Here is a 24555-nt window from a genome sequence, read left to right as displayed (position 1 = left end):
TGTTGTGTTCCTCTCGTGTTCTACGCGGATCGCTGCCCGCTGGCGGCGTCGAAAAGGTGGGTGGCACCGGGGCGCACGGACAGCGCGACCGGGGTGCCCTCGGTGATGCCCGCCAGCGCGGGACCCTCGACGACGGCGGTGATCTCGGTGCCACGCAGGTCGATCGAGACGATGGCCCGAGGGCCCAGGTTCTCGATCAGCGTGACCCGGGCCGCACCGTCCTCGCCTGTGACGGGGGCGAGCTGCAGATCGTCGGGCCGTACCCCGAGGCGCACCGGGCCGGCGCCGCCGGTCCGGTCGGTGCTCAGTGCGAAACCGTTGGCCAGCTGGAAGTCTCGGCCTCGGAACTCGCCGTCGAACAGGTTCATCTTCGGGCTGCCGACGAACGTGGCGACGAAGGTGTCGGCCGGGCGGGCGTAGACCTCCTGCGGCGGTCCCTGCTGCGCGATGTGGCCGTCGCGCATCACCACCATCCGGTCCGAGAGTGTCATCGCCTCTTCCTGGTCGTGGGTCACGTACACCGAGGTGATTCCCAGCCGCCGCTGGATCTGCAGGAGTTCGGTCCTGGTCTCCACCCGAAGCTTGGCGTCGAGATTGGACAGTGGCTCGTCGAACAGGAACACCGACGGCTCGCGGATGATGGCCCGGCCGATCGCGACCCGCTGCTGTTGGCCGCCGCTGAGGTCTTTGGGCTTGCGCGACAACAGCTTTTCCAAGCCGAGTGATTCGGCGATCTCGCCGGCACGTGAGAGCGCTTCGCGCCGGGGTGTGCGGGTGGCCCGCAGGGGGAACGCGATGTTCTCGGCGACCGTCAGGTGCGGGTAGAGCGCGTAATTCTGGAACACCATGGCGATGTCGCGATCGCGTGGCTGCAGATGGGTGACGTCGCGGTCACCGATCGTGATGGTGCCCGAGGTGACGGTCTCCAGTCCCGCGAGCATGCGCAGCGACGTCGACTTGCCGCAGCCTGAGGGGCCGACCAGCACGGTGAACGAGCCGTCGGGCAGCTCGAGGTCGAGATCGCTGACCACCGAGGTGTTTCCGTACGCCTTGGTGACGCCGGAGAAGCGGACGTGCGCCATAGATGCCTTCCTAGAACTTCACCGCGCCGCCGCTGATGCCCTGCACCAACCTGCGCTGGATGAAGAAGCTCGCCACGACGACGGGAATCACCGCGATCAGGATCGCCGCGCTCATCGAGCCGATCTGAACTCCGCGGAACGTGTTGAAGCCGGCGATCGCCACCGGCAGGATCGCCGCCTTGCCCGGCGCCAGGATCAGGCCGTAGAACAGGTCGTTCCACGACAGGGTGAACCCGAAGATCGCCGAGGCGCCGATGCCGGGCAGCACTTGGGGGAGCACCACCAGCCGGAACGCGGCGAAGCGGGTGAAGCCGTCGACCTGTGCTTGCTCCTCCAGAGACCGTGGCACCGCCTCGAAGAACCCGATCAGGAACCAGGTGACCACGGGGAGAACGAAACTGAGGTGCGCGAAGATCACCGGCACCAGGGTGTCGGTCAGCCGGAGCGCATACGCCATGGTCAGGAACGGGAACACCAGCACCGCCGGGGGCAGCACCTGGGCGGCGAGCATCCCGAACCGGGTCAGCGTGCCGCCGGCGCGAAACCTGGCGATGGCGTAGGCGCCCATGCTGCCGACCACGACGCTGATGCCGACGGTCACCCCGGCCACCAGTGCGCTGCGGCCGGCTGCGCCGAGGATGCCCGAGTCCAGCACGTTGTGCCAGCTCGCCAGCGTCGGGGTGAACGTCAGCAGGAACGGATGGTCGAGCTGCGCAGGCGTTTTCACGCTGGCCAGGGCGATCCACACCAGCGGGAACGCGACCGTGATGCCGGCCGCCCACAGAAGTGCGACCCGCAGCACCCCGAGAATCGAGAAGCGGCTCATCGGGTCGGGGTCCCCTCTCGTGCCCGGTCCATCCGGCGGAATGCCACCACGATGACGGCCAGCACCACCACCAGCACGACGAACGCCATCGACGACGCGGAACCGAGGCGGAAGAACTGGATCCCGGTCTGGTAGATGAAGTACTGCAACGTCTCCGTTTCGGTGCCCGGGCCGCCGCGGGTGGTCGCGAACACGTACTCGAACACCTTCATCGCATCCAGGCAGCGCAGCAGGATCGCCACCACCAGCACCGGTGTCAGCAGCGGCAGCGTCACCCGCCGCAGCACGTAGAAGGCGCTCGCACCGTCGACCCGCGCGGCGTCCATCGGTTCGCGCGGAATCGATTCGAGGCCGGCGAGCAGCAACAGCACCATGAACGGCGTCCACTGCCAGACGTCGATGAACGCGATCGTGAACAGCGCCCGGCCGGGCCCGAAGAAGTCGTAGGAGATGCCGAGCCCGCGCAGCAGCTCCGGGATCGCGCCGAGCTGGTCGTTGAGCAGGAAACGGAAGGTGAGTCCGACCGCGATGGGCGTGATGAACATCGGGGCCAGCAGCATCGACCGCGTGAGATCCTTTGCCCAGCGCTGCTTCTGCAGCGCCAGCGCGATCGCCAGACCGAGAATCAGCTCCATACCGACGGCCACCGCGACGAACAGGGCGGTGGTGCCGAACGAGTGCCAGAACGCGGTGTCACCGAATGTGGCGGCGTAGTTGTCGGCACCGACGATGCTCGGCGCGCCCCGGTCGGTGAGCTTGTAATCGGTGACCGACAGGTACGCGGCGTAGCCGAGGGGGAAACCGACCACCCCGACGAAAAGGGCGACGAGGGGGGTGACCATGCCATGGGCGAATTTCATGGCGGTCTGCGCTCCTTTCGTGGGGTGGTCGGCTTCCGGTTCTCGGGCCGCGGCTAGCTCTGGATCTTCTCCGCGGCGGCCTGCGCTGCGGCCAGCGCGTCGTCGACGCTCTTGGTGCCGGCCACCGCCTCGTTGAGCTCGGTGCCCACCGCCTGGATCATCTCCTCACCGCTGGGCCCTTGGCTCAACGGTGCCGAGTTCGCCAGCAGCTGCTCGACCGTCTTGTAGTAGTCCGCACCGAATTTGCCCTGCAGCACAGCAGGATCGGCGAGCGTGCTCTTGCGGATCGCCGCACCACCCTTCTCGACGCGGGTGACGTCGTTCGGCTTGGCGGTGATCCACGACGCGAAGGCCCATGCCGCGTCGGAGCTCGCGGAGTTGGCCGGGATTGCCCAGCTCCACGAACCCAGCACCTGCTTGCCGCCCGGGATGGGGGCCAGCTTGACCTTGCCGGCGGCGGGTCCGGAGCCGGGTTCGTTGATCGCGGGCAGCTGCCAGTTGTAGTTGATCATCGAGGCCGACTGGTTGGCCGACACCGAACGCTGCGCCTCGTCCATGCTCCAGTTCAGGCTGTTCGGCGGTGCCGCGCTCCGGTAGGTGTCGATGTAGGCCTCGAGTGCGCGCTTGGCCTCCGGGGTGTTCAGCGTGACCTTGCCGTCGGCGTCGTAGATGGAGCCGCCCGCGGCGAACAGCCAGTTGCCCCACTCTTCGAAGATCTTGTAGCCGCGCTGCGGTTGCATCGCGATCCCGGCGTGCTCGGGGGTCTTGAGTGCCTTGCTGACGCTGACGAGCTGGTCGAGGTTGGTGGGCACCTGCTGGTTGGCGGCCGCGAGATCGTCGGCGTTGTACAGGTATCCGAGCGCGTAGTTGTAGAACGGCACGCCGTAGCGCACCCCGTCGACGGTGGTGATGTCGGTCAGGGGCTTGAAGAAGTCGGCGGCGTCGTAGTCCGGGGTGCTGTCGATGCGCGCGTCGAGCGGCTGCAGGAACTTCGCGTTGGCGAAGTCGACCATCCACGGGTTGTCGACGACGATCAGGTCGTAATTCGGTGTCGACGACTGGAACGAGGACACCAGCTTGTCACGCATCTGGTCGTAGGTCAGTGACTCGATGTCGACTGTGATGTCGGGGAAGCTCTTGTTGAAGTCGGCGACCATCGATTTCACGATGTCGGTGTCGGGCACGTTCTCCATGAGGATGCGCACGGTCCCCGAGGTGTCCTTTGCCACCTCGCCGGTGCCGGTGGCCTGTGACTGTTCGGGGCCGCCGCTACCCGCGCATGCGGAGAGCACGAGGGCGAGAACGGCGAGCAGTGCGACGGCGGCGGAGCGTGCGGTGCGCCACCGCCGCCGGGGGGCCCAGGGCGTGATTCTCATGTGTAGTGCTCCTTTCATCGGGTGGTGCGTGCCAGTGCGTGCGAGATCGGGGCCACCGCGTCACCGAGCTCGCGCCATGTCGCATAGGCGGAGTCGTAGCGCTCGGTGCGAGCCGGGTCGGGGACGTACGGCTCGTCGACGGTGATGAAGCGTGCCGTGTCGGCCCAGTCGTCGAGGGCGCCCACGCCGATGGCCGCGATCACCGCGGCACCCAGCGATGCTCCCGGGTGCCCGCGCACCGGATTCATCTCCATACCGAGGATGTCGGCGTGGATCTGCTTCCACAGCGTGGATTTCGAGCCGCCGTTGGTGATCATCACGCGACTCAGCGGGATGCCGGTCTCGGCGAAGACGTCCACGTGGTGGCGGAAGCCGAAGGCGATCGCCTCCAGCACGGCGCGATACATGTCGGCACGGCCGTGGCCGAGATGCATGCCGGCGAACACTCCGCGTAGATCGGGGTCGTGCAGCGGGCTCTTCTCGCCGAGAAAATAGGGGAGGCAGAGAATCTCGGCTGGCGGTTGCCGTGCCGCCTCGTCGTCGAGATCGGTCAGTGTTGCACCGCCGACCAGCGACTGGAACCAGCGGATCAGGCTGCCGCTGGTGGCCATGCATCCGTTGGGCAGCCAGTGTCCCGGGACCGGGTGGGCGTCGAGATAGAGGCGTTCGTCGACGACGGGTGTGTCGCTGGCGACCAGGATGTCGCCCGCGCCACCGAGTTTCACCAGGGCGTCCCCGGGACCGTTGACGCCCGCCGCGAACGCCGACAGCACGTGGTCGGCGCCGCCGACCACCAGAGGGGTGCCCGCCCGCAACCCGGTGGCCTCGGCGGCGGCCCGGCTGAGTTCGCCGACCTGGGTGCCGGGACGGTGTACCCGGGGCAGCGTCGCGGGCTCGAGTTTCGCTGCGGTGAGCACCATCTCGGCGAGCTGCCCGTCGAGGGTGAACAGCCCCGATTCGATCGCCCAGTTCTCTTCGACGTGCACGGGCGCGCCCAGCGCCATCAGCACCCAGTCGTAGGAGCCGACCCAATGCGCCACGCGAGAGGAGATCTCGGGTTCGTGATCGCGCAGCCACACCGTCGTCGGGGCCACCGACTGCTGGGTCACGGCGGACCCGGTGAGGTGCACCAGGTCGGTGTCGGCGAGTGCGGTGGCGAGGTCGGCCACTTCGCGGTGCGCGCGGGCGTCGTTCTGCAGGATGGCCCTGCGCAGCGGCTGTCCCGCGTCGTCTACGGGAACCACCGCGGGCACCATGCCGGAGGTTGCCAGCGCACCCACCTGCTCGGCCGGGGCGTCGGCAGCCTGTAGCACTTCGCGTATCGATTCGACGACGTTGCGCTGCCACTGGCCGGTGTCGGCTTCGGCGTACCCGGGGGCGGGGGAGTGCAGGGCGGTCTCGCGCGTGGCGGTCGCGACGATGCCGCGCTCGGTGTCCAGCAGCACGGTCTTGGTGCCGGTGGTGCCGATGTCGATGCCGACGGTGTAGCGGGTCACCGAGCCTCCGCCGCCGTGGAGTCGCGGTGGGCGCCGACACAGATCACCTCGACACCCGCATCGCGGGCGGCGACCAGCGCCGGGTGGTCCGGCGGCCCGTCGCTGACGATGGTCGCGACGCTGGAGAGCGCGGTGATGCTGACGAACGTCACGCGACCGAGCTTCGACTTGTCGGCCGCGACGATCACCCGGTCGGCGCGCCGGCTGGCCGCCTGCTTCACCCGGCTCTCGGCCTGGTGATAGTCGGAGATCCCGCGTTCGCCGTCGATACCGGCCACGCCCATCACGTAGGTGTCGCAGTTGTAGTTGGCCAGCGTGTCCTCGGCCGCGGCCCCGATCAAACTCAGTTCCCCGGAACGCAATTCGCCGCCGGTCAGCACCACGGTGGTGTCCGGTTCATCGACCAGGGCGAGCGCGGCCAGCACGCTCGGCGTCACGACGGTCAGCCCGAGCCCACGGCCGCGCAGCGAGTTCGCGACGGCCAGCGCGGTGCTGCCCGAGTCGAGGATGAGCGTCTCGTTCACGCCGATCAGGTCGGCGACGACGTCGGCGATGTGGATCTTCTCCTGGGCGGCGTCGGCCATCCGCGTGGCGAACGACGGCTCGGTGTCCTTGCCCTGCAGGGCGATCGCGCCGCCGACGACGCGACGGACCACGCCGCTGGCCTCCAGGGCCTCGACGTCTCGACGGATCGTCATCTCCGACACGTCGAATTCGGTGGCCAGATCGGCGTAGGTGATCTCGCGGGCGGCGCGCACCCGCTGCTCGATGTGATCCCGCCGGGTCTTCACGTCCACGACGACGCCCCGCTCACGAACTTCTGTTCAAATTTCACAGAAATCCCTCCCGTTCGGGGGCGTTTCGTGGTGAGACGCTGACTTGGGGTGTGAATCTATAACAGCCTGCTGTGTACTCGCCACATTTCGGGCCGAAATGTTTTCAACCCGATCCGGCGGTGGCTTCGGGCCTGTTAACTAGCGCCGGTGCTGGACTTGCGCGTGATCGTGCCCGCGGACATGCGTGAGGATGTGGTGTCGGTACTGCGTCGCCAGGTCGGGGTGGCGCACATCCTCATCCACGCCGGCGCCGCCGTGGAGCCGGCCGGCGGAGACGAGATCACCGCGGTGATCGCCCGCGAATGCGCCAATGACGTCATCAAGTCCCTCAAAGATCTCGACGCCCAGCATCGGGGCGCGATCCTGCTCACCGTTCTCGACACGGTGCTGTCCACCCGCGCGCACGAGGCCGAGGACGACGCCGACGGTGACCCGGCCGACGCGGTGGTGTGGGACGAACTCATCGGCCGCACGCGCGAGGAGTCCACGCTCTCGCTGACCTTCGTGCTCTTCCTCACCCTCGCGTGTCTGCTGGCCGCCGTGGGTGCGATCACCGACTCGATGGTGACGGTGGTCGGCGCGATGGTGCTGGGGCCGGAGTTCGGGCCGCTGGCGGCGGTGTCGGTGGCGATCGTGCAGCGACGAGCCGATCTCGCCCGACGTGCGGTGATCGCGCTGCTGGCGGGGTTCCCGATCGCGATGGGCGTCACCGCTCTGCTGACGATGGCCGCCCACGCCGCGGGCTGGGTGGATCTGGATTCGATGCGCGACCTGGACAACGTCGACTTCATCTTCCAGGTCGGACCGGTCTCGTTCGTGGTGGCGCTGCTGGCCGGCGCGGCGGGCATGCTGTCGCTGGTGTCGGCCAAATCGGCGGCCCTGGTCGGCGTGTTCATCTCGGTCACGACGGTGCCCGCCGCGGGGTTCACCGCAGTCGCCGGTGTGCTGGGCGACTGGGGCATGGCGGCCCGCTCGGCCGCCCAGCTCGCGGTCAACCTCATCGGCATCGTGATCGCGTGCGTGTCGGTGCTGGTGCTGCGCCCGCGGACCAACCTCATCCCGCGCCGCGCGCAGACCTGACGCAACCTGCGGCGCTGCAGGCGGTGTGGTGGGATCTAGCGCTATGGGGATCAAGGTTGCCCTCGAGCACCGCACGAGCTACACGTTCGATCGGCTCGTCGAAGTGTTCCCACATGTGGTCCGGCTGCGACCGGCTCCGCACTCCCGCACGCCGATCGAGGCGTACTCGCTGACCGTCGAGCCCGCCGACCACTTCGTGAACTGGCAGCAGGATGCTTTCGGCAATTTCCTGGCCCGGCTCGTGTTCCCCACTCGCGCCCGCAGCCTGACGATCACCGTCGGGTTGATCGCCGACCTCAAGGTGATCAACCCGTTCGATTTCTTCATCGAGGACTACGCCGAACAGATCGGCTTCACCTATCCACCTGCCCTGGCCGAGGATCTGAAGCCCTACCTGCGGCCGGTCGACGAGGAGCACCCCGGATCCGGACCCGGGGACCTGGCCGAGGCGTGGGTGGCCAACTTCTCGGTCGCCCCCGGCACGCGCACCATCGACTTCCTGGTGGCGCTGAACCGGGCCGTCAACGCCGACGTCGGTTACAGCGTCCGGCTCGAACCCGGCGTGCAGACCCCGGATACGACGCTGCGCACCGGCATCGGCTCATGCCGCGACTCCGCCTGGCTGCTGGTGTCGATCCTGCGGCAGATGGGACTGGCGGCCCGCTTCGTCTCCGGTTATCTGGTCCAGCTCACCTCCGACGTCGAGGCACTCGACGGCCCGTCCGGTCCGGCGGCGGATTTCACCGACCTGCACGCCTGGACCGAGGTCTACGTGCCCGGCGCCGGCTGGATCGGACTCGACCCCACCTCCGGGCTGTTCGCCGGCGAAGGGCACATTCCGCTGTCGGCCACCCCTCATCCCGAATCGGCGGCCCCGATCACCGGCGCCACCGAGCCGTGCGAGACCACGCTGGAATTCAGCAACGTCGTCACGCGGGTACACGAGGATCCGCGCGTCACGCTGCCCTACACCGAGGCCGCGTGGGCGGCCATCAACGCGTTGGGGCACCGGGTCGACGACCGACTGAGCGCAGGCGACGTGCGGCTCACGGTCGGCGGGGAGCCGACATTCGTGTCCATCGACAACCAGACCGATCCGGAGTGGACCACCGACGCCGACGGGCCGCACAAGCGGCAGCGGGCCTCGGATCTGGCGGCTCGACTCATGTCGGTGTGGGCGCCGCAGGGTCTGGTGCAGCGCAGCCAGGGCAAGTGGTATCCCGGAGAACCCCTGCCGCGCTGGCAGATCGCGCTGCTGTGGCGTGCCGACGGCGAGGCGCTGTGGCGCGATCCGACGCTGCTGGCCGACCCGTGGTCGGAGCAGCCGACGACATCCGACGCTGCGGCCGACGCTCCGCAGCGGTTGCTCGCCGCGATCGCCGACGACTTCGGACTGCCGCGCAGCCAGGTCCGGCCCGCCTACGAGGACCCGCTCAGCCGGCTCGCCGCGGCGGTGCGCCGCCCCGCGGGGCAGCCGGTCGCCGAGTCCGACGACCTCGCCACCGACAGCGCGTGGGCGCGCGCACAGCTGCTGGCCAAGCTCGACGAGCCGGTCACCGAACCCGCCGCGTTCGTCCTGCCGCTGCACCGCCGTGACGACGACGCCGGCTGGGCGAGTGCGGACTGGACGCTGCGACGAGGGCGAATCGTGTTGATCGACGGTGATTCTCCTGCGGGCTTGCGACTGCCGCTGGCCGCGATCAGCTGGCATCCGCCGCCACACCGCCCCGACGCCGACCCCACTCGAGATGTCGGTCCGCTGGACCTCGGCGAGGAGGAATCGGCGGAAGTCACCGACGCCGACGCGGTGCCCACGACGGCCCTGGTCGCCGAGATCCGCGACGGGCTGCTCTATGTGTTCCTGCCGCCCACAGAGGAACTCGAGCACTTCGTGGATCTGGTCGCACGCATCGAGGCGGCCGCGGCGGCGCTTGCCTGCCCGCTGGTGATCGAGGGGTACGGGCCCCCGGCGGATCCGCGGCTGCAGTCCATGACGATCACCCCCGACCCGGGTGTCATCGAGGTCAACGTCGCGCCGACGGCCAGCTTCGCCGAGCAACGCGAGCAGCTCGAGACCCTGTACGCCCAGGCGCGGCTGGCCCGGTTGTCGACCGAGTCGTTCGATGTCGACGGCACTCACGGCGGCACGGGCGGCGGCAACCACATCACCCTCGGCGGCATCACCCCGGCCGACTCGCCGCTGCTGCGCCGGCCGGATCTGCTGGTGTCCCTGCTGACCTACTGGCAGCGCCATCCCGCGCTGTCGTACCTGTTCTCCGGGCGCTTCATCGGCGCCACCTCGCAGGCGCCCCGGGTGGACGAGGGCCGCCCCGAATCGCTCTACGAGCTCGAGATCGCCTTCGCCGAGATCGCGCGGTTGTCCGCGGTGGAGGACTCCGACGACGACTCCGACGACGACGGCGACAGCGCTCCCGGGTGGATCATCGACCGGGCCCTCCGTCACCTCCTCACCGACATCACCGGCAACACCCATCGCGCGGAATTCTGCATCGACAAGCTCTACAGCCCCGACAGCGCCCGCGGCCGGCTCGGCCTGCTCGAGTTGCGTGGCTTCGAGATGCCGCCGCACCCGCAGATGGCGATGGTGCAGTCGCTGCTCGTCCGCGCCCTCGTCGCATGGTTCTGGGAGAAGCCGCTGCGAGCGTCGCTGATCCGTCACGGCGCCAATCTCCATGGTCGTTACCTGTTGCCGCACTTCGTGATCCAGGACATCGCCGAGGTCGCGGCGGATCTGCGCAGTCACGGCATCGAATTCGACACCAGCTGGCTGGATCCGTTCACGGAGTTCCGCTTCCCCCGCATCGGTACCGCGGTGTTCGGCGGCGTGGAGATCGAACTGCGCGGTGCCATCGAACCATGGAACGTGCTGGGGGAGGAGGCCACTGCGGGTGGCACCGCACGCTACGTCGATTCCTCGGTGGAGCGTCTGCAGGTGCGGCTCATCGGCGCCGACCGCCAGCGCTTCGTGGTCACCGTCAACGGGCACCCGATTCCGTTGCTGGCCACCGACAATCCCGACGTCCAGGTCGGCGGCGTGCGGTACCGGGCGTGGCAGCCGCCGAGTGCGCTGCACCCCTCGATCACCGTGGACGGGCCGCTGCGCTTCGAACTGGTGGACACCGCCAGCGGTGTGGCCCGCGGCGGCTGCACCTACCACGTGTCCCACCCCGGTGGACGCTCCTATGACACCCCACCGGTCAACGCCGTGGAGGCTGAGTCCCGGCGCGGACGCCGCTTCGAGGCCACCGGTTTCACGGCCGGCAAGGTGGATCTGCAGGATCTGCGCGAGAAGCAGGCCCGCCAATCCACCGACGTGGGCGCGCCGGGGATCCTCGACCTGCGGCGAGTGCGTACCGTGCTGTCCTGATGGCCGTACCGACCGGGCTGGAGTCGCCCAGCCATGACGATCCGCTGGTGCCCTATGCGGTCATGCGGGCCCAGCAGACGCTGTTCGACGTGCGCAGCGCGGTGGCTGCGCCGGCGGGCGGATACGACGAGTTGTTCGACGCTGCAGGACAAGTCAGGGCTGACTGGCAAGAGCTGGCGGATAGTGTCACCGAGCGCGGCAGGCCGGGGCTGGACCGATTGCGCGCCGTGGTACGCGATCTCGTCGACAACGACGGCATCACCTACATCCGGACCGAGGACGAGTCGGCGGTACCGGGCCCCTGGCAACTGGACGCCCTGCCGCTGATCGTCTCGGCCGCCGACTGGAACCGGCTCGAGGCCGGTCTGGTCCAGCGGTCCCGCCTACTCGACGCCGTGCTCACGGACCTGTACGGCGAGCGGCGCGTGCTCAGCGGCGGAGTGCTGCCGCCACAACTGGTGTTCGCTCATCAGGGCTACGTCCGTGCCGCGCATGGCATTACGATTCCAGGGCGACATCAGCTGTTCCTGCACGGCTGCGACATCAGTCGCGCCGGCTCCGGCGAGTTCGTCGTCAACGCGGACTGGACGCAGGCCCCGTCGGGGGCGGGATACGCCCTGGCCGATCGTCGAGTCATCGCGCACGCGATCCCGGACCTCTACGAGCAGATCGCCCCGAGGCCGGCGTCCCCCTGGGCGCAGGCGCTGCGGCTGGCGCTGGTCGACGCGGCCCCCGACGCGGCCGAGGAGCCCACCGTGGTGGTGCTCAGCCCCGGCATCCGGTCGGAGACCGCGTTCGATCAGGCGTACCTGGCCGGCGTGCTCGGCGTGCCGCTGGTGGAAAGCGCCGACCTGGTGGTGCGTGAGGGCAAGCTGTGGATGCGCTCGATGGGCACGCTCAAGCGCGTCGATGTGGTGCTGCGCCGGGTCGATGCCGCGTACGCCGACCCGCTGGACCTGCGCGCGGATTCCCGGTTGGGGGTGGTGGGTCTGGTGGAGGTGCTGCGTCGGGGCGCGGTGACGGTGGTCAACACGCTCGGCAGTGGTGTCCTCGAAAGCCCGGGCGTCATGCGCTTTCTGCCCGCACTGGCCGAAGCGCTGCTCGGCGAGACCCCGCTGCTGCCGAGTGCGCCGATGTACTGGGGCGGCATCGACGTCGAGCGGTCTCATCTGCTGAGTCATCTGTCCTCGCTGCTGATCCGGCCGGTCGGAGGTGGCGAGCCGATCGTCGGGCCCGAACTGTCGACGGCGGCGCGCGACGCACTCGGGGCGCGGATCGCGGCCTCGCCATGGCAGTGGATGGGCCAGGAACTCCCCGAGTTCTCCAGCGCCCCAGCTGATTACCTTCCTGGCGGGTTGTCGCTCTCGCAGGTCGGGATGCGGCTCTTCACGGTGTCCCAGCGGGGCGGGTATGCGCCGATGATCGGTGGCCTCGGCTATCTGCTGGCGGCCGGATCTGCCGCCTACGATCTGAACAGCGTTGCCGCAAAGGACGTCTGGGTGCGTACTCCGGCGCGGGTGAGCCCCGAGACCGTGGTGGTGCCGCCGTCGGAGGAGTCGTTGCCGACCCCCGCCACCGCCAGTCCCACACACGAGATCAGCTCCCCGCGCGTGCTGTCGGACCTGTTCTGGATCGGTCGCTACGCCGAACGTGCCGAGCACACGGCGCGTCTGCTGACCGTGACCCGCGAGCGCTATCACGAGTTCCGCCGCCGGCAGGCGATGGACGGCAGCCAGTGCGTGCCGGTGCTGCTGTCCGCTCTGGGGGACATCACCGGCACCGATATCGGCGCTGCAGATCGACACGAGATGGTGGCCACCGCGCCGACCACGCTGTGGTCGCTGACCGCCGACCGGCACCGACCCGGGTCGCTCGCGCAGTCGGTCGAGAGACTGGGGCTGGCGGCCCGCGCGGTGCGCGACCAGATGTCCAACGACACGTGGATGCTGCTCTCTACACTTGAACGCACGCTGCTGCAGGCCGGCGACAACCCACCGGAATCCCACAGCGAGGGAGAGGCGTTCCTGACGTCGACCAACACCGTCGCTCTGGCCGGGCTGCTGGCGCTGTCGGGGGTGATCGCCGAATCGATGGTGCACGACATCGGCTGGACGATGCTCGACATCGGCAAGCGCATCGAGCGGGCGCAGGTGCTCACCGCGCTGCTGCGGGCCACCCTGACCACCGCGCGTCCCCCCGAGGCCGAGCAGACCGTCATCGAGTCGACGTTGGCCGTGTGCGAGTCGCTGGTGATCTATCGCCGCCGCAACCCCGGCACGATCAGCGTCGCCGGCGTGGCCGAACTGGTGCTGTTCGACGACGAGAACCCGAGATCGCTTGTGTTCCAACTCAACCGGTTGCGGGCGCACCTGAAGTCGCTGCCCGGCTCCTCGGGGTCGTCGCGGCCGGAGCGGTTGGTCGACGAGATCGCCAGGCGGTTGCGCCGAGTCGAGCCGGACGATCTCGACGATGTCGCCGCCGACGGCAGCCGCGAGGAGCTCGAGGACCTGCTCACCGCGTTACACACCGGACTGCGGGATCTGTCCGATGTCATCACCACGACGCATCTGGCGCTGCCGGGTGACATGCAGCCGTTGTGGGGCCGGTACGAGCGCCGGGTGGTGCCGGCATGACACTGAGCGAGCATGCGAGCGAATCAAAGGCAGCGAGTGAGCGTCGGTACGCGATCACCCACCGCACCGTCTACACCTATTCGGACGTCGTCACCAGCTCCTACGGTCGCGGGTTCCTCACCCCGCGCGATTCGGCACGGCAGCGGTGTCTGTCCCACGAACTGCTCCTCGACCCCGAGGCGGCCGACAGTTCCACCAGCCGCGACGGCTGGGGCAACGTGAGCACGTACTTCCACGTCACCCGGCCCCACCACCGCCTCTCCGTCACCAGCCGCTCGGTCGTCGAGGTGGCGCCGCCGCCGCCGGACGTCTACCAGGGGCCGTCGGCCCGCGCGCCGTGGGAGATCGCCCGCCCGGTCGGCCCCGAGGGGGCGTTGGCGAGCGAGTTCACCCTGGACCTGACGCCCCCGGAGATCACCGACGAGCTGCGTGAGTACGCGGCGCCGGTGTTCACCCCGGGTCGGCCGCTGATCGACGTGCTGAGCGACCTCACATCACGCATCTACTCCGATTTCACCTACCGATCCGGGTCGACCACCGTTTCCACCCAGGTGAGCGAGGTTTTGGCGGCGCGGGAAGGGGTATGTCAGGACTTCGCCAGGCTCGCGATCGCGTGCCTGCGCGCCAACGGACTGGCAGCGAGTTACGTATCGGGCTACCTGGCCACCGATCCGCCGCCGGGAAAGGAACGAATGGTCGGGATTGACGCGACGCACGCCTGGGCGTCGGTGTGGACGCCGCAGAACGTGTGGCTGGGAATGGATCCCACCAACGATCAAATGATCGACGAACGCTATGTCACCGTGGGTTTCGGTCGCGATTACGCGGACGTGCCCCCACTGCGCGGCATCATCTACACGGACTCCGAGAGCAGCACCATCGACGTCTCGGTGGACGTCGCACCCTATGAGGGAGAATCGCTCGATGCGTGATTTCACCTGCCCCAACTGCGGTCAGCGGTTGGCGTTCGAGAACTCGGTGTGCCTCAATTGTGGGAGCGCACTGGGCTTTTCACTCGATGACATGGCTCTGTTGGTCATCGCCCCTCCGGCGGAGAGCGAACACGCAGGCGCGGTCGACGAGACCCGATTCCAGCTGTGCGTGAACATGCACCTCGCCGAGTGCAACTGGCTCGTCGAGAAGGGGCCGATCGCGAAGCTGTGCGTGTCCTGCGCACTGACCCGCACCCGGCCCAACGACGCCGACACGATCGCGCTGGCGGCGTTCGCCGCGGCCGAGAAAGCCAAGCGCCGCCTGATCGTCGAGTTGCACGAGCTGAAGCTGCCGATCGTCGGACGCGACATGGACCCCCAGTTCGGCCTGGCCTTCGATCTGCTGTCGAGTCAGTTCGAGAAGGTGTTCACCGGTCATGACAACGGGATCATCACCCTCGATCTGGCCGAGGGCGACGATGTGCACCGCGAACAGCTGCGGATCTCGATGGACGAGCCGTACCGCACCTTGCTCGGGCATTTCCGCCACGAGATCGGTCACTACTACCAGTACCGGCTGATCGGCACCTCACAGGAGTATCTGCAGCGGTATCACGAGCTGTTCGGCGATCCCGAGGCCGACTACCAGGAGGCGCTGGACCGCCACTACAGCGAGGGTGCTCCGGCGGGCTGGGAGGCCGACTACGTGTCGTCCTATGCCACCATGCACCCGGCCGAGGACTGGGCCGAGACCTTCGCCCACTACCTGCACATCCGCGACACGCTGGACACCGCCGCGGCGTTCGGAATGGCGCCGGCGGCGGCCACCTTCGACCGGAGGGCGTTGGGCCCCAGCGGATTCGACACGATGATCGAGATGTGGCTCCCGCTGGCGTGGGCGCTGAACATGGTCAACCGGTCGATGGGCAAGGACGACCTGTATCCGTTCGTGCTCCCGGCTCCGGTGTTGGACAAGATGCGGTTCATCCACACCGTCATCGACGAGGTCACCTCCAGCCCGACCAAACTCGCCGAAGTCGGTGCGCCTGCCGACGAGCAGAGCCAGCAACTGGGCTAGGCGGCCTCTAGAACCCGGTGGCGCTCCGGTGTGAGGCAACACGCGGCGCGAGGATCGACCACCCGGCCCCGACCGATCCCTAGGATCGCCGGGTGGCCGATCGTTACGGCGCCGACATCCTGGCGCGCAATCCGCACCGCAAGCCCCGTTCGACCGAACAGCCGATCAAGATCGGGATGGTGGTCGAAGACGCGGCCAGCGGCTTCGTCGGCGCCGTGGTGCGGGTCGAGTACGGCCGCATGACGCTCGAGGACCGGCACGGGCGTACCAAACCCTTCCCGGTGGGGCCGGGGTATCTGATCGACGGCAGGCCGGTGATCCTGACCGCACCCAAGAAGGCGGCTCCAGCTGCGCCGACGCGCACCGCGTCGGGCTCGGTCGCGGTTGCGGGCGCCCGCGCGAAAATGGCGCTCGCCAGCCGTATCTACGTCGAGGGCCGGCACGACGCCGAACTCGTCGAGCAGGTGTGGGGGGAGGATCTGCGCCTCGAGGGTGTCGTCGTCGAATACCTGGGCGGCGTCGACGACCTCGCGGCGATCGTCGCCGAGTTCCGGCCCGGGCCGGGCAGGCGCCTCGGGGTTCTGGTCGACCACCTGGTGGCGGGCTCGAAGGAGGCGCGCATCGCCGAGCAGGTGCGGCGGGGCCCGGGCGGGGAGCACACGCTGGTGGTCGGTCATCCGTTCATCGACATCTGGGAGGCCGTCAAACCCGCGCGGATCGGCGTCGCGCAGTGGCCGAGAGTGCCCAAGGGTCAGGACTGGAAGCACGGGGTGTGCGAGGCGCTGGGATGGCGACATCGCGACCAGGCCGACATCGCTGCGGCGTGGCAGAAGATCCGTGGCCGGGTGCGGGACTGGACGGACCTCGAGCCCGAGTTGATCGGCCGCGTGGAGGAGCTGATCGACTTCGTCACCGCACCCGTGTAAGCAGGGAGCGTGTCCGACAGCCTGTTCGACGTTCCCGGTGAGCGCGCGCCCTCTGACGCGCAGCTGGTCGGGGCGGCGGTGCCGCTGGCGGTGCGGATGCGGCCCGCGTCGCTCGACGAGGTCGTCGGCCAGCAGCATCTACTCACCGGCAACTCGCCCTTGCGCCGACTGGTCGAAGGCTCTGGCGCGGCATCGGTGATTCTCTACGGCCCGCCCGGCACCGGCAAGACCACCCTCGCATCGCTGATCTCGCAGGCCACCGGTCGCCGATTCGAGGCGCTGTCTGCGCTGTCGGCCGGGGTCAAAGAGGTGCGCGCCGTCATCGAGGAGGCGCGGGTCGCGCTACTGCGGCGCAGCGAGCAGACGGTGCTGTTCATCGACGAGGTGCACCGATTCTCCAAGACCCAGCAGGACGCACTGCTCGCAGCGGTCGAGAACCGGGTGGTTCTGCTGGTCGCGGCCACGACGGAGAACCCGTCGTTCTCGGTGGTGGCGCCGCTGCTGAGCCGCTCGCTGATCCTGCAGCTGCAACCGCTGACGGCAGAGGACATCAAGGCGGTGCTGCGCCGCGCCCTCGACGACGAACGGGGCCTGGCCGGCAAGGTGCCGATCACCGACGAGGCGCTGGATCTACTGGTGCAACTGTCAGCCGGCGACGCGCGCCGCGCTCTGACCGCGCTGGAGGTCGCGGCCGAGTCGGGGGACATCACGGTCGAGGTGATCGAGCAGTCGCTGGACAAGGCCGCGGTGCGCTACGACCGCGACGGCGACCAGCACTACGACGTGGTGAGCGCGTTCATCAAATCGGTGCGCGGCTCCGACGTCGACGCGGCGCTGCACTACCTGGCACGCATGCTGGTCGCGGGGGAGGACCCGCGGTTCATCGCGCGCCGACTGATGATCCTGGCCAGCGAGGACATCGGCATGGCCGACCCGACGGCCCTTCCGACGGCTGTGGCGGCCGCCCAGACCGTGCAGCTGATCGGCATGCCCGAGGCGCAGTTGACGCTCGCGCATGCGACGGTGCACCTGGCGACGGCGCCGAAGTCGAACGCGGTCACGACGGCGATCGGCGCTGCGATGGCCGACATCCGGGCCGGAAAAGCGGGCCTGGTGCCGCCGCATCTGCGCGACGGGCACTACTCGGGGGCGCAGAAACTCGGCAACGCGGTCGGCTACCGCTACGCCCATGACGAACCGGGTGGTGTTGCCTCGCAACAGTATCCGCCCGACGAGGTGGTCGGTGTCGACTACTACCGGCCGACCACCCACGGTGCGGAGCGTGAGATCGCGACGCGGGTGGAGAAGCTGCGCGCCATCATCCGCCGGACGCGCTGAGACCCCTTGACCAGGTCACAGGCACCCGTTAGAGTCGTGATCAACCAATTGGTTGATCAAAAGAAAGGTTGATCACTGGCCGACGACGAGGACCGCTTGGACCGCGCCTTCCTGGCGCTCTCCGATCCGGTGCGGCGCGCATTGGTCGCGCGGCTGTCCCGTGGCGCGGCCACGGTCAACGAGCTGGCAGCACCGTTCGCCATCACCAAACAGGCTGTCTCCAAACACATTCGGGTGCTGGAGGAGGCCGGTCTGGTGACGCGTACCCGCGACGCCCAGCGCCGCCCGGTGCACCTCGACGCGGGTGCGCTGGAAGCGATGACGGCGTGGATCGACCGCTACCGGCTCGATGCCGAACGCAACTACCGGCAGCTCGACCAGCTGCTCGCCGAGAAAGGACACTCACGATGAGCCCCCTGCACGTGACCGCACCCGTGGACACCCTCGCCATGGAGTTCACCCGCGAGTTCGACGCCCCGGTCGGGGCGCTGTTCGCCGCGCACGCGGACCCGGACCTGGTCCGGCAGTGGCTCGGACCGCGCGATCTGGAGATGGAGATCGCCGAATGGGACTTCCGCGATCACGGCGGCTACCGCTACACCCACCGCAACGAGCGCGGCGCCTTCTCGTTCAACGGCACCTTCCACACCGTGCGTGCGGGCGAATTCATCCTCCAGACCTTCGAATTCGACGGTGCGCCCGACATGGTGAACCTCGAGTACCTGTGGTTCGACGACCTCGGCAACGGCCGATCGCGGCTGCGCGGGCGCTCGATCTGCCCGAACACCGACGCGCGCGACGCCCTGCTCTCGTCGGGCATGGAAGGCGGCATGACCGAGGGGTACGACAAACTCGACGAGCTGCTGGCTCGCGACTAACCGTCGGTGGCGAGCACCTTGTCCACGAACCCGTGCACCTTTCGGCGCAGGTCCTCGACCCGCTCGGCGCGGATGCCTTGCAGGTCGGTGCCCTTGTGGAAGGCGGGTGGCGGCCGTCGCACGTTCCGGGAACAGCTGAAGTCCGCGCAGATCAGGGTGCCGACGGTGTCGCCCTTGCGGCCGGCCGCCCCGGCGCGGCGCACGGCATAGAGCACCGCGTCCTCGGTGAGGGTGACGTCGTTGCACCACGTGCACATGGCACGTCCCCGAGGCGTGCTCGCTGCGCGGTTCAGCAGCAGCGTGATGGGTCCGTCGAGGCCCTCGACCCCGGTAGTTCTGTCGAGGCCCTCGACGACTAGATACGCGCGGCGGGGGATCTTGGGATCGGTCCAGCCGTAGTACTCCAGGGCGTCGAAGTCGACGCTGTCGAAATCAGGTGCGAAGGTGACCTTTTTGACCTCGCCGCGGGTCGCGCCGCGGAAGGCGCCCAGGATCTGGTCACGGGTGTAGGCGTGCATGAACGAAACCATCCGATGAGGGGAGGGCGCACGGAGCGCCGGTGAGTGAGGACATGACTGCGCCGCCGACCCCGCAGGTCAGCGACGGGGCGCGGTCATCTGATGTCGGCGTAGGCGCCGACGACCTCCTCGACTCGGTTGTTCACCGGAGAGACGTTAGTGGGTGACCCCGTTGGGGGCCAAGGATTTATCTGTCACAACGGGGGTGATCCCGACTGGTCGGGGGCCCAGCCGGGATCACCACGAAGGGAGTCCGGCGCGTCAGCGCAGGATTCCGGACCGGCGACCGCCACCCATCAGGCCGCGGCTGCGCCGGCGGCCCATGAGTGAGGCCACCAGCGCCACGCCGAGCGCGGCGACGATGACCTGGACGAGGAGTTCGCCCCAGTCGATCCCGTTGGTGACGGTCGGAACGCCGATCGCCCGCGCGATCGCCGTACCGATGAAGGCGGAGACGATACCGACGAGGATGGTGAGCAACATCCCGATGGGTTGCTTGCCGGGGACGACCAGTCGGCCGAGTACGCCGACCACGATGCCGATGAGAATTGCGGTGATGATGCCGGTGATGGTCATTTCTTCCTCCAAGAATTGCGGCTGAGCGCTGAAATACCCGAGCCCGTTCTGCAATAAACGCTCGCGTCAACCGGTGTTTGACCGGCGGCCGCCGGGGTAGTCGGCGCCGGCACTGGACGGCGTTCTCGGGAGTCACTCATGACCAGCTTCATCGGCGAGGTACGCAGGACCGGCAATGGACTGCTCATCCGGGTATGCGTGATCGCCGCCATCGGCGGACTGCTCTTCGGTTATGACACCGGCGTGATCTCCGGTGCCCTGCTGTTCATCAGGGAGGACTTGGGCGCCAACGATTTCGAGCAAGAGGCCATCGTCGCTGCGGTCCTGCTCGGGGCGATGTTCGGCGCGGCGGCATCAGGCTATCTGGCCGATCGCATCAGCCGGCGCTGGACGAAAGTCCTGTCCGGCACCGTGTATCTGGTCGCCGCCCTGGGATGCGCGTTCTCCGTCAACGCCGAGATGCTGATCGGCTTCCGGTTTCTGCTCGGACTCGCGGTCGGCACGGCGTCGTTCGTTTCGCCGCTCTACATCGCCGAGATGGCCCCGCCCGCCATCCGCGGAGGCCTGGTCTCGTTCAATCAGCTGGCCATCACCTCGGGCATCCTGATCTCCTATCTGACCAATGTCGCGTTCCAGAACGTCAGCGGGGACTGGCGCTGGATGCTCGGCATCGCGGCGCTGCCCGGCGCGGCCCTGGCGGTGGGGATGCTCTCGGTACCCCAGACGCCACGCTGGCTGGTCGACGCCGGGCGCGACGAGGATGCCCGCGGCGTGCTGCGCCGACTGCGCAGCGGCGACCCCGACGCCGACGTCGACGCGGAGTTCGACGACATCGAGGAGGCCAACCGCGCCGAGGCACGATCGTCGCTGCGCGACCTGATGCGACCCGAGCTGCGGCCCCTGGTGACTCTCGGGGTGGTGCTGGCGCTCGCGCAACAGTTCGTCGGGGTCAACACCGTGATCTACTACGCCCCGACGATCCTGTCCGACACCGGGTTGTCCAACAGCGGAGCTCTCGCCCGCACGGTGCTGGTGGGCGTCACCAACGTCGTGTTCACCGTGATCGCAGTGCTGCTCCTGGACCGGGTGGGCCGGCGGAAACTGTTGATCACCGGCACGGTCGGCATGTTGGCCGGCCTGCTCATCCTGGCGGTCTACTTCACGTCTGCCGGTCTGCAACGTGATGCCGGTTATCTGGCGCTGGCCGGTCTGCTGCTGTTCATCGCTTCGTTCGCGATCGGTCTCGGCCCGGTGTTCTGGCTGATGATCTCCGAGATCTTCCCCATCGGGGTCCGCAGCGCGGCCATGGCGGTCTGCACCATCGTCAATTGGGGTGCGAACTTCGTTGTCGCGCAGACCTTCTTGACGCTCGGTAACCTGATCACCCGCCAAGGGGTGTTCTACCTCTACGCCGCGCTGGCGGCGCTGTCGCTGGTGTACTTCATCCGGCGGGTGCCCGAGACCCAGGGCCGCTCGCTGGAAGAGGTGCAGAAGGAACTGCGGCCCGATTGATCCCCGATCGATAGGCTCTCCTCGATGGACACCCACGTGCTCGACGTCGACACGACCCGCCGGCGGACCGTCGACCTGACCGACGAGGTCCGCGACTTCTGCGCCTCCCGCGGCGACGGTTTGTGCAACGTCTTCGTACCGCACGCCACCGCAGGGGTGGCGATCATCGAGACCGGTGCGGGCTCCGACCACGACCTGGTGGAGTCGCTGGAGCGGCTGTTGCCCCGCGACGACCGCTACCGGCACGCGCACGGCTCACCCGGCCACGGCGCCGATCACGTACTGCCTGGTCTCGTCGCGCCGTCGATCACCGTGCCGGTGAGCGGCGGAGAACCCTTGCTCGGCACCTGGCAGAGCGTCGTACTGGTGGATCTGAACAGGGACAACAGCAGGCGCAGTGTCCGGCTCAGCTTCGTGTCGGGGTGAACGTCTGCCGCGGTGGTGGCCCGGTACTGTGGTGCGGTCGAGTATTCGCAGGTGGCGGCCGATCGGCCCCGCTGACCAGACCCGAAGGGCAGCAGGAGTGCAGACACACGAGATCAGGAAGCGGTTCCTTGATCACTTCGTGAACGCCGGACACACCGAGGTGCCCAGCGCATCGGTGATCCTCGACGACCCCAACCTGCTGTTCGTCAATGCCGGCATGGTGCAGTTCGTCCCCTTCTTCCTCGGCGCCAGGACCCCGCCGTGGGACCGCGCCGTGAGCATCCAGAAGTGCATCCGCACTCCGGACATCGATGAAGTGGGCATCACCACCCGGCACAACACCTTCTTCCAGATGGCGGGCAACTTCAGCTTCGGCGACTACTTCAAGAAGGGCGCCATCGAGTTCGCCTGGACGCTGCTGACCAACCCGGTCGAGCAGGGCGGATACGGCTTCGATCCGGAAAAGCTCTGGGCCACCGTCTATCTCGACGACGACGAGGCGATCGGCTACTGGCAGGAGGTGGCCGGCCTGCCCCTCGAGCGCATCCAGCGCCGCGGCATGGCCGACAACTACTGGTCGATGGGCATCCCCGGGCCGTGCGGACCGTCGTCGGAGATCTACTACGACCGCGGTCCGGAGTACGGCATCGAGGGCGGCCCGGAGGCGAACGAGGACCGCTACATCGAGATCTGGAACCTCGTGTTCATGCAGAACGAGCGCGGCGAGGGTACCTCGAAGGAGAACTTCGAGGTCCTCGGCCCGCTGCCGCGCAAGAACATCGACACCGGCATGGGCATCGAACGGGTGGCGTGCCTGCTGCAGGGTGTGGACAACGTCTACGAAACCGACCTGCTACGCCCAGCGATCGACCTGATGGCCGCCCGCGCGCCGCGCGGTTACGGGCAGGGCAATCACGCCGACGACGTCCGCTACCGCATCATCGCCGACCACAGCCGCACTGCGGCGATCATCATCGGCGATGGGGTGAGCCCCGGAAACGAGGGGCGCGGGTACGTGCTGCGCCGGTTGCTGCGGCGTATCGTCCGGGCCGCGAAACTGCTCGGCGTCGAGGATGCCTTCATGGGTGATCTGATGGCCACGGTGCGCGACGCCACCGGGCCGTCCTACCCGGAACTGGTCAACGACTTCGATCGCATCTCACGCATCGCCGTCGCCGAGGAGGCGGCGTTCAACCGCACGCTGGCCTCTGGCTCGCGGCTCTTCGACGACGCGGCACGCGCCACCAAGGCGTCGGGTTCCTCCCGGCTGTCGGGCTCGGACGCGTTCACGCTGCACGACACGTACGGTTTCCCGTTGGAGCTGACGCTGGAGATGGCGGCCGAGGCCGATCTCGGCGTCGACGAAGAGGGTTTCCGCACCCTGATGGCCGAGCAGCGGCAGCGCGCGAAGGCCGACGCCGCCGCGCGCAAACAGGCCCACACCGATCTCAGCGCCTATCGCGAGCTCGTCGACGCCGGCCCCACCGAGTTCACCGGATTCGACGAGTTGACCAGTGAGGCAAGGATTCTCGGCATCTTCGTGGACGGCAAGCGGGTGCCTGTGGTGGCTCACGCCGGCCGCGAGGGCACGCACGAACGAGTGGAATTCATCCTGGATCGCAGCCCGTTCTACGCCGAGTCGGGCGGGCAGATCGCCGACGAAGGCCACATCAGTGGCACCGGCTCGTCAGAGGCGGCGAAGGCCGCAGTCACCGATGTGCAGAAGATCGCCAAAACACTGTGGGCGCATCGCGTCAACGTCGAATCGGGCGAGTTCATCGAGGGCGACACCGTGACCGCGGCCGTCGACCCCCAGTGGCGCCGCGGCGCGACCCAAGGTCACTCCGGCACCCACATGGTGCACGCCGCACTGCGACAGGTGTTGGGCCCCAACGCGGTTCAGGCCGGCTCCCTGAACCGGCCCGGCTACCTGCGGTTCGATTTCAACTTCCAGGGCGCGCTCAGCGATGAGCAGCGGGCGCAGGTCGAGGAGGTCACCAACGAGGCGGTGCAAGCCGACTTCGAGGTGCACACCTTCCACGAGAAGTTGGAGAAGGCCAAAGCGATGGGCGCGATGGCGATGTTCGGCGAGTCGTACCCCGACGAGGTGCGCGTCGTCGAGATCGGTGGGCCGTTCTCGCTCGAGCTGTGCGGCGGCACGCACGTGGGGCGCTCCGCGCAGATCGGCCCGGTGACGATCCTCGGCGAATCCTCGGTGGGGTCGGGAGTGCGCCGCGTCGAGGCCTACGTCGGTCTGGATTCGTTCCGGCATCTCGCCCGGGAGCGGGCCCTGATGGCCGGGCTGGCCTCGTCGCTGAAGGTGCCCTCGGAGGAGGTGCCCGCCCGCGTCGCGACATTGGTGGACCGGCTCAAGACCGCCGAGAAGGAACTCGACAGGCTGCGGCTGGCCGGCGCGCGCGCCGCGGCGGTCAACGCGGCCGCGGGCGCCGAGCAGATCGGTAAGGTGCGGCTCGTGGCGCAGCGGATGGCCGGCGGCATCTCGGCGGGGGACCTGCGCTCCCTCGTCGGCGACATCCGCGGCAAGCTCGGCAGTGATCCGGCCGTCGTCGCGCTGATCGCCGAAGGCGACAACGATTCAGTGCCCTTTGTCGTGGCGGTCAACCCGGCGGCGCAGGACCTGGGGCTGCGCGCCAACGAGCTGGTCACCGTGCTGGGCGCGGCGGTCGACGGCCGCGGTGGCGGTAAGGCCGATCTGGCCCAGGGCTCGGGTCGGGGTGCCGGCGGCATCGACGCGGCGCTCGCGGCGCTGCGCGCGGAGATCGGCCGGAGCTGA

The 24555-nt window shown here is 68.5% G+C and carries 20 protein-coding genes; 12 read left to right on the top strand and 8 right to left on the bottom strand.

What is annotated here, in order from left to right:
• Positions 1-20: 20 nt before the first annotated feature.
• The 6 genes from MHN84_RS06525 to MHN84_RS06500 are packed head-to-tail and all read right to left on the bottom strand — an operon-like array spanning position 21 to position 6431.
• Entirely contained in the window at positions 21-1082 is a 1062-nt protein-coding gene (locus MHN84_RS06525; RefSeq protein WP_241203798.1) for an ABC transporter ATP-binding protein, read from the bottom strand.
• 10 nt (positions 1083-1092) lie between these two features.
• Positions 1093-1908, bottom strand: coding sequence for a carbohydrate ABC transporter permease (locus MHN84_RS06520; protein WP_241203797.1), 816 nt, complete (start codon positions 1906-1908; stop codon positions 1093-1095).
• On the bottom strand, positions 1905-2768 hold the full coding sequence (locus MHN84_RS06515; protein ID WP_241203796.1) for a carbohydrate ABC transporter permease: 864 nt from the start codon (positions 2766-2768) through the stop codon (positions 1905-1907). Before MHN84_RS06515 ends, MHN84_RS06520 begins: the two co-directional genes overlap by 4 nt.
• Before the next feature lie 53 nt (positions 2769-2821).
• The gene (locus MHN84_RS06510) at positions 2822-4144 is read right to left on the bottom strand and encodes an ABC transporter substrate-binding protein (protein ID WP_241203795.1); all 1323 of its coding nucleotides are present in this window, start codon (positions 4142-4144) and stop codon (positions 2822-2824) included.
• 14 nt (positions 4145-4158) lie between these two features.
• On the bottom strand, positions 4159-5640 hold the full coding sequence (locus MHN84_RS06505; RefSeq protein ID WP_241203794.1) for an FGGY-family carbohydrate kinase: 1482 nt from the start codon (positions 5638-5640) through the stop codon (positions 4159-4161).
• A complete protein-coding gene (locus MHN84_RS06500) occupies positions 5637-6431 on the bottom strand; it encodes a DeoR/GlpR family DNA-binding transcription regulator (protein ID WP_241203879.1) in 795 nt (264 codons plus the stop codon). Before MHN84_RS06500 ends, MHN84_RS06505 begins: the two co-directional genes overlap by 4 nt.
• A 192-nt stretch (positions 6432-6623) precedes the next feature.
• Here MHN84_RS06500 and MHN84_RS06495 point away from each other — a divergent pair, with 192 nt between their 5' ends.
• The 9 genes from MHN84_RS06495 (at position 6624) to MHN84_RS06455 (ending at position 18729) form a co-directional block, all read left to right on the top strand.
• Positions 6624-7556, top strand: coding sequence for a DUF389 domain-containing protein (locus MHN84_RS06495; RefSeq protein ID WP_241203793.1), 933 nt, complete (start codon positions 6624-6626; stop codon positions 7554-7556).
• A gap of 43 nt (positions 7557-7599) precedes the next feature.
• The gene (locus tag MHN84_RS06490) at positions 7600-10944 is read left to right on the top strand and encodes a DUF2126 domain-containing protein (protein ID WP_241203792.1); all 3345 of its coding nucleotides are present in this window, start codon (positions 7600-7602) and stop codon (positions 10942-10944) included.
• Positions 10944-13577, top strand: a complete 2634-nt coding sequence (locus MHN84_RS06485; RefSeq protein ID WP_374238320.1) for a circularly permuted type 2 ATP-grasp protein — start codon at positions 10944-10946, stop codon at positions 13575-13577. The genes MHN84_RS06490 and MHN84_RS06485 overlap by 1 nt, the downstream gene beginning before the upstream one ends.
• Complete coding sequence (locus tag MHN84_RS06480) at positions 13574-14509, top strand: transglutaminase family protein (RefSeq protein ID WP_241203791.1); 936 nt, start codon at positions 13574-13576, stop codon at positions 14507-14509. The genes MHN84_RS06485 and MHN84_RS06480 overlap by 4 nt, the downstream gene beginning before the upstream one ends.
• On the top strand, positions 14502-15587 hold the full coding sequence (locus MHN84_RS06475; RefSeq protein WP_241203790.1) for a putative zinc-binding metallopeptidase: 1086 nt from the start codon (positions 14502-14504) through the stop codon (positions 15585-15587). The genes MHN84_RS06480 and MHN84_RS06475 overlap by 8 nt, the downstream gene beginning before the upstream one ends.
• A 92-nt stretch (positions 15588-15679) precedes the next feature.
• A complete protein-coding gene (locus MHN84_RS06470; RefSeq protein ID WP_241203789.1) occupies positions 15680-16513 on the top strand; it encodes a DUF3097 domain-containing protein in 834 nt (277 codons plus the stop codon).
• 9 nt (positions 16514-16522) lie between these two features.
• Positions 16523-17851 (top strand): replication-associated recombination protein A, encoded by a 1329-nt coding sequence (locus tag MHN84_RS06465; RefSeq protein ID WP_241203788.1) that lies wholly within the window; start codon positions 16523-16525, stop codon positions 17849-17851.
• Between the two features lie 96 nt (positions 17852-17947).
• Positions 17948-18262 carry a helix-turn-helix transcriptional regulator gene (locus MHN84_RS06460; protein ID WP_241203787.1) on the top strand — a complete coding sequence of 105 codons (315 nt, stop codon included), beginning with the start codon at positions 17948-17950 and terminating at the stop codon, positions 18260-18262.
• Positions 18259-18729 (top strand): SRPBCC family protein, encoded by a 471-nt coding sequence (locus MHN84_RS06455; protein WP_241203786.1) that lies wholly within the window; start codon positions 18259-18261, stop codon positions 18727-18729. The genes MHN84_RS06460 and MHN84_RS06455 overlap by 4 nt, the downstream gene beginning before the upstream one ends.
• Here the strand turns inward: MHN84_RS06455 and MHN84_RS06450 are convergent.
• On the bottom strand, positions 18726-19259 hold the full coding sequence (locus MHN84_RS06450; protein WP_308192917.1) for an FBP domain-containing protein: 534 nt from the start codon (positions 19257-19259) through the stop codon (positions 18726-18728). The genes MHN84_RS06455 and MHN84_RS06450 overlap by 4 nt on opposite strands.
• Before the next feature lie 249 nt (positions 19260-19508).
• The gene (locus MHN84_RS06445) at positions 19509-19823 is read right to left on the bottom strand and encodes a GlsB/YeaQ/YmgE family stress response membrane protein (RefSeq protein WP_241203785.1); all 315 of its coding nucleotides are present in this window, start codon (positions 19821-19823) and stop codon (positions 19509-19511) included.
• Positions 19824-19961: 138 nt separating this feature from the next.
• On the opposite strand from MHN84_RS06445, the gene MHN84_RS06440 reads away from it, so the two are divergent.
• From MHN84_RS06440 to alaS, 3 genes are all read left to right on the top strand, one after another.
• The gene (locus tag MHN84_RS06440; RefSeq protein ID WP_241203784.1) at positions 19962-21335 is read left to right on the top strand and encodes a sugar porter family MFS transporter; all 1374 of its coding nucleotides are present in this window, start codon (positions 19962-19964) and stop codon (positions 21333-21335) included.
• 36 nt (positions 21336-21371) lie between these two features.
• The gene (locus MHN84_RS06435; protein ID WP_241203876.1) at positions 21372-21761 is read left to right on the top strand and encodes a secondary thiamine-phosphate synthase enzyme YjbQ; all 390 of its coding nucleotides are present in this window, start codon (positions 21372-21374) and stop codon (positions 21759-21761) included.
• A gap of 97 nt (positions 21762-21858) precedes the next feature.
• On the top strand, positions 21859-24555 hold the full coding sequence (alaS, locus tag MHN84_RS06430) for an alanine--tRNA ligase (protein WP_241203783.1): 2697 nt from the start codon (positions 21859-21861) through the stop codon (positions 24553-24555).

Source organism: Mycobacterium sp. PSTR-4-N (assembly GCF_022348085.1).
Taxonomy (GTDB): Bacteria; Actinomycetota; Actinomycetes; order Mycobacteriales; family Mycobacteriaceae; genus Mycobacterium.
This window is presented reverse-complemented; position numbering and strand designations above follow the sequence as displayed.